Below are 6,743 nucleotides of genomic sequence, written 5' to 3' on the forward strand. Positions count from 1 at the left end.
CCAAATCCGCTAATAGCCTCTATTGCGCTGAACAACTTAGGAAATATCCTTAAGGAACAAGGTAACTTAGAAGTAGCGATCGAGTCTTACCAGAAAGCTTTACAAATTAACCATAACGATGCCTCATTTTATTATAACTTGGCAACAGCACTCTGCGACCAGGGTCTTTTAGAAAAAGCCGTAGAGTATTACCAGCAAGCCTTAAACATCCAACCTGATTTTGCTGCAGCCAAACTTGGCATTTGTATGGCTCAGCTACCGATTATTTATTCCAATTTTGACGACATTCAGTTGAAGCGAAAGAATTATCAGCAATATCTTCAAAATTTAGCTGAGCACTATCAAGTAGCAACTCCCGAACAAAGAATAGAGGCGGCTAAATCTGTCGGTTTTCTACAGCCTTTTTATCTGGCTTATCAAGGCTTAAATGACCGTTGTTTGCAGCAAGTCTATGGTGAAATGATTGCTGGGCTGATGTCGAGTCGCTATCCCCAAGGTCGCCAAGCTATTCCTCTACCAGATTTGCAACCGAACGAAAAAATTCGCATCGGTTTTGTTTCCGCATTTTTTTACAATCATTCTAATTGGAAAATTCCAATCAAAGGGTGGGTAGAAAATCTGGATAGAAGTGAGTTTGAATTATTTGGATATCACACGAGTCCCAAACAAGATCAGCAGACTCAAATAGCAGCGAAAGTTTTTGACAAATTTACTCAAAAACCATTGTTGTTAGAACAATGGTGTGAAACCATTCAAAAAGACAAGTTACACATTCTGATTTTTCCAGAATTTGGGATGCACCCAATGACAGTTCAGTTGGGTTGTTTAAGACTAGCTCCCATTCAAATGACATCTTGGGGACACCCGAATACGAGTGGGTTACCAACAATTGACTACTACTTGAGCAGTGAGTTAATGGAACCAGAAAATGCTCATGAACACTACACAGAAAAGCTGGTCAAATTACCCAATTTATCGATTCATTACACGCCTTTGGCAATTGAATCGCAAGCAATCACTAAAGGGCAAATTGGTATTGCTGAGGACGAAATCATGTTCTGGTGCTGCCAATCATTGTATAAGTATTTACCCCAACATGATGATGTCTTTCCTAAAATTGCCAAAGACTTATCTAAGTGTAAGTTTGTCTTTCTTGAAGCACTACAAGGTGAATATCTTACCGAAGTCTTTCGTCAACGCTTACGACGAGCTTTTGAGGAATTACGCCTGAATTATCAAGACTACTGCATCTTTTTGCCTCGCTTAGATGTCACAGAGTTTGCAAGCACGAGCGCGATCGCCGATGTCTTCTTAGATAGCATCGGTTGGTCGGGATGCAACTCGACCTTAGAAGCGATCGCCCATAATATACCAGTCGTCACGTTACCAGGAGATTTAATGCGGGGACGGCATACCCTAGCTATACTCAAAATGATGGGCATAGAAGAAACTATTGCTGCAACTAAAGAAGATTATGTGAAAATTGCAGTTCGTCTTGGGCTAGATCCTGAATATCGTCAATATATTAAAAAGCAAGTTGCTCAAAATAAGCACAAGTTATATGGCGACTTAAAACCAGTTAGAGCACTGGAGGATTTTCTCCTCAAGGTGGTCAATAAGCCAAGACGATTTGGCGCGCAAGAAGTGGCTCAAACGCTTCAACTCGCAGTTCAACACCATCGAGCTAATCGCTTAGACGACGCACAAAAGCTATATCATCAAGTTCTGGAAAAACAACCTAACCACCCAGAAGCTTTATACAGTTTGGGTATGCTGGCGATTCAGTTGGGGCAGCCTCAAAGCGCCGAACAGTGGCTGAGTGCTGCTTCCCAAGCTCAGCCTGATTCTGTCAAGACGTGGTTTAGTTTAGGTAATTTGCGTTTAGGTCACGGGCAGTTTGCCGAGGCAGCGATCGCCTACCATCAAGCTCTCACCCTACGACCAGACTCATTACCAATTTACAACAACTTGGGCTATGCTCTGCAACAACAAGGATTATTTGAGCAAGCAATTAACTGCTACCAAAAAGCCTTAGAATTAAAACGGGACTTTACAGAAGCAGAAGTGAATTTGGGCAATGCACTTCATGCCCAAGGTAAGCTCTCAACCGAAAAGCAGATCTACTACGCACAATTAAATCACAAATTGGGTATTGCCCGGGAGAAAGCCGGAGATTTAAAAACTGCTGTTGCTTATTACAAGCAAGCTCTCACCCTACAACCCGATTTGCTAGAAGCTCATTACAATTTGGGGATTGTACTGCATGAACTTGGGGAGTTAGAAGAGGCTAGAGCTTAGTATCAAAAAGTTCCAGAACTTAATCCTAACTACCCGGAAGTTTATCCAAACTTAGACAAGATTTCCCAAAAGCAGAACCAACTCAAAAACGCGATTTCTACTTAACAGCCTCCCAGATTCCAACCTTCATATCAACAGGAGATTTAATATGAAGATTAATCCAGCAGGACTTGTTGACGTTACAAATCAGGTGGCGATCATCACTGGCGGTGGTCGAGGTTTGGGTCAAGCATATGCCATTGCTCTGGCTGCAGCTGGGGCGTCAGTGGCTGTGATCGCGCGTTCTGCGGATCAGCTTGAAGAGACAGTATCATATATTACAAAAGCTGGTGGCAGAGCGATCGCACTGACAGTGGATGTGACTGATCAAGCAGCAGTAGAGAAGGTTGTAAGCCAAATCGAAGACCAACTCGGACCTGTTGATTTGCTGATCAATAATGCAGGCGTTTTGTCCCCACTTGGACCAGTCTGGGAGATTGATCCTCAAGAGTGGTGGCGAAATATGGAAGTGAATTTACACGGACCATTGCTGTGCACAAGATATGTTTTGCCGAGCATGATCGCCCAAAGACGAGGGAGGATCATTAATATAGCAAGTGAAGCTGCCTTAGTAGGTTGCGCTTATCTCTCGCCTTATGTGGTCAGCAAAACCGCCTTAATCCGGTTTAGTGAAAACTTGGCTCTTGAGACAAAACAGTATGGGGTGAGTGTGTTTGCTATCTGCCCTGGGGCGGTTCGGACTCAGATGATAGACGTGGCGTTCTCGGCCGAAGGACAGAAGTGGATTCCCTGGTCTAGTAAAATATTTGAAAAAGGTCTAGATGTACCGCCGGAGTTAGCGGTGGATCTTGTTCTGCGATTGGCATCTGGTAAGTATGACGAGTTGTCCGGGCAATACATGCAGGTCAGCGACGACCTGAATGAGAGGCAAAAATGGAGTCGGGAACTCAGAGAAAAAAGCTTGTATGCACTCAGATTGAACCGATTGCAGAGCGTTCCTGAAGTTGATATGAGCAGAATTTCTGCAATCCTGCAACTTGCTGTTGAACATCATCGAGCCAATCGCTTAACCCAGGCTGAGGAAAGTTACCATCAGGTGCTGGGAGAACACCCCAACCACCCGGAGGCATTATACGGGTTAGGTATGCTAGCGCAGCAAAGCGGTCACCTCCAGTCGGCGGAACAGTTTCTGAGTGCTGCTGTTGGTGTGCAGCCAGATTCTGTCAAGAGTTGGTTCAGTTTAGGGAATTTGCGTTTAGCTCAAGAGCAATTTCCAGAAGCAGCGATCGCCTACCATCAAGCTCTTGCCCTACGACCAGATTCACTACCAATTTACAACAACTTGGGCTACGCTCTGCAACAACAAGGACTGTTTGAGGAAGCAATTAACTACTATCAAAAAGCCCTAGAATTAAAGCCGGACTTTACAGAAGCAGAAGCAAATTTAGGCAATGCACTTCACGCCCAAGGCAAGCTCTCAACCGAAAAACAACTCTACTATGCACAATTAAATCACGAATTGGGTATTGTCCGGAAAAAAGCAGGCGATTTAAAAACTGCTGTTGCTTATTACAAGCAGGCGATCATCCTACAACCCAATTTAGTTGAAGCTCATTTCAATTTGGGGGTTGTGCTGCATGAACTTGGGGAGTTAGAAGAGGCGATCGCCTGCTATCAAAAAGTTCTGGAACTCAATCCCAACTACCCGGAAGTTTACCAAAACTTAGGCAAGATTTATCAACAGCAAAACCAGTTACAAAAGGCAGCTGCTGCTTACCGACAATGGTTAAAGCTGATTAATCCCCACTACGCCAAAGCTGTAGAAGCTTATCAGGATACTGAAACGACTCCGGAAAGTTCAGTTACACCACCGATTCCCCAAACAGAGGTCACTGTCGGAGCTTATCAGTTTCCAGCGATTCCACCCGTTTGTGACAGTGAGAAACCGCGACCTTTTTGGAGTGTGGTTATTCCAGTATATAACCGCACTGACTATCTTCTCGAATGTCTCGCTAGCGTACTAGCACAATGGCCAGGAGAAGAGGAGATGGAAATTCTGGTTATGGAGAATGCTAGTCAGACACCTCTGTTTGAAATGGTAAACAGTATCGGCAAAGGAGTCGTGCGCTACTACCGCAATCCAGAGAATATTGGCGCCATCAAAAATATGAACGCAGGTATTGCTCTGGCTCGCGGTCAGTGGATTCATGTTATTCCCGACGATGACTATGTCCTCCCTGGTTTTTATTCCCAGTTAAAGCAGAGTCTAGAAGGGTGTTCAGAGTCTATTGGAGCAGCTTTTACAGGTTATGAAAATATTAATGACAAAGAAAAAGTGATTCGCTTCCAGCAAGTGTGTGGAGAATATAAAGGCGTAACTCAAGATTGGCTGTGGAAAATTGGAGTGGCTAATCCATTAAATATGTCGGCAGTTGTGATTCGTCGGTTAGCTCATGAACGGCTAGGAGGCTATCTTCCTGAGTTGAGCTTCACTTCTGACTGGGAACTTTATAAACGCATTGCTACTTCTTATGATTGGTGGTGTGAGCCTAGTATTTTGGCGCGTTTCCGTGAGCATTCTAACAGTATAACTAGCGATCTTTTATTATCTGGGACTCAGATTATATCCATCCGCCGTGCGATCGACATCTCGGAAAGTTATCTGCCATCTGAACTGTGTACCGAGATTACGGCAAAATCCCGTAGCCATTACTTTAACTATTGCCTGCAATCCACAATAATTCCACTGCAAGCTGGGAATGTAGCCCAAGCCTGGCAGATGCTTGAGGAAGTTCTCAAAATTGATCGCTCTTCTATTGCGATGGCTAAGTTATTTACCTGGCTAACCCAAGATAAAGTGTCTTTGCTGCGGGATGAGATTGCCCAAAGGTGTAATCTCACTCCCCCTAAATGACAGTGTGGCAAAAGTTTCAATGTGTTTATCACTAAAACAAACTTGATATCCCAACCATCACCAAGGCCCCAATTCCGGAAGTTAACATTTACGCTTAACTAAGATACGCTCACTGATTTTTCAATTGTGTTAAAAACGGTATGTCGTGAAGTTCTAAAGAGAAAAATAAACTCTTATGAACGAAAATATTGATGTTATTTTTGTTAAACAATGTTGATTCTTTTGAGCCATTCCGATATAGTATCAAAGTGAACAAAAAAGGCTAGAAAGAAAATAACTAAAGAAAAGTGAGCATGTTCTTGGAACAAAGTACCATGAGCATTTCTGCTTGATACTACATTCATAAAAAGCAAGTTATTTGACAAAATTTTGCTTGTTTCTCTTGACTATAATTCTACAAGAATTATCAGGATAATCGGTGGTACTATTAAGAACTACAAACAACTTGTAGTCAGACGGAAAATCTAAACTAATAGCAAGATTCTTGTCGGATGAAAAAGTTTTTCCAAGACATCTACCCAGAGTCAAAGTCAGATTAGTCAAAAGTTTAAATCAGGGTTGCATATAAATAACAAATCCAGCAGTTCCTCACAATCTGGTTATGATTCGATTTCTTGTGATAATTAGCAAGAAATAAGAATGTATAGATTTTCTAAAACTCACATCTACCAATCCAAAGGAGCAACATATGTCTGACAATGATCAGCAAGCTTTAAATGACAAAGCAGTACCTTTTTTCGCCCGCTATTTAGAAGGACAATTCTGTGAAGACTTGTCTGAAGAAGAAATGGAAACCGTTCATGGCGGTTTGACAGCAGTTTCTGCTCCTGCCAAAGATGAAATAGCCACCACTTTGAAATATCCATCTGATAATGAAGACGGTGGAGGATTCACTAAGAAGTATCCCTCAGATAAAGACGACGTGGGTGGTGGAGGATTCACTAAGAAGTATCCATCAGATAGTGATGAAGCTATGACGCAAAAATATCCATCAGATGGTGATGATCAAATAATTGCTATAGATACCGTAAAATAAAGCCTTGAGGCTGTCTTTGTATGTACCTACCGCGTGAGATTGTTTTATTAATCACTCATAGTGGTGATTTTTAACAATAGCATAGAGTTGAACAAGCCCTATGAAAAAAGGGGTGCAACCGTTCCACCTCGACACAGATCAATTTCTACTTGCTGTGGAACTCAAAGTTCAACTCAGCAATTCTGGGAGTTGATTATAGGCTGGAATATGGTAACAACTCTATCAGCACAAAGCAGGTGCAAGCTGTTTGGATGCGTCGCATTTGGCAACCTTATTTAGGTGAAGAATTGGCTCCAATACGGTTCAGTTAGTGGTGTTTAGTTTTGTTAAGATCCCCCAACCGACGCCAGGTGCGACAACGGGGGGAACCCCAACGCCAGATACCTCTGTCGGGAAACCCTCATCAAGTACTGGCTCACGCCACATCCCTCAACGCGCTTAACCCGCGCACGGTGAGACAGCGCTGCAGGAGGGTCTCCCTCCGTAGGCGACTGC

At 43.1% G+C, this 6,743-nt stretch carries 4 protein-coding genes; all 4 read left to right on the top strand.

What is annotated here, in order from left to right; all coding sequences use genetic code 11:
* The first annotated feature begins 27 nt into the window (after window positions 1-27).
* A complete protein-coding gene (locus AC5590_RS20515) occupies window positions 28-2,298 on the top strand; it encodes a tetratricopeptide repeat protein (RefSeq protein WP_248277235.1) in 2,271 nt (756 codons plus the stop codon).
* A 148-nt stretch (window positions 2,299-2,446) separates the two neighbouring features.
* Window positions 2,447-5,212: an SDR family NAD(P)-dependent oxidoreductase gene (locus AC5590_RS20520; protein ID WP_169265296.1), complete on the top strand. Its 2,766-nt coding sequence runs from the start codon at window positions 2,447-2,449 to the stop codon at window positions 5,210-5,212.
* 688 nt (window positions 5,213-5,900) lie between these two features.
* Window positions 5,901-6,248, top strand: coding sequence for a microviridin/marinostatin family tricyclic proteinase inhibitor (locus tag AC5590_RS20525; protein ID WP_169265297.1), 348 nt, complete (start codon window positions 5,901-5,903; stop codon window positions 6,246-6,248).
* Between the two features lie 149 nt (window positions 6,249-6,397).
* Window positions 6,398-6,559, top strand: coding sequence for an MvdC/MvdD family ATP grasp protein (locus AC5590_RS20530; RefSeq protein WP_348982706.1), 162 nt, complete (start codon window positions 6,398-6,400; stop codon window positions 6,557-6,559).
* Window positions 6,560-6,743 lie beyond the last annotated feature (184 nt).

Origin of the sequence: Brasilonema octagenarum UFV-OR1 (genome assembly GCF_963888615.1) — a bacterium.
GTDB lineage: Bacteria > Cyanobacteriota > Cyanobacteriia > Cyanobacteriales > Nostocaceae > Brasilonema > Brasilonema sennae.

Coding starts and splice junctions, on each gene's coding strand:
- AC5590_RS20520 (WP_169265296.1), top strand. CDS start 2,447: ATGAAGATTAATCCAGCAGGACTTGTTGACGTTACAAATCAGGTGGCG.
- AC5590_RS20525 (WP_169265297.1), top strand. CDS start 5,901: ATGTCTGACAATGATCAGCAAGCTTTAAATGACAAAGCAGTACCTTTT.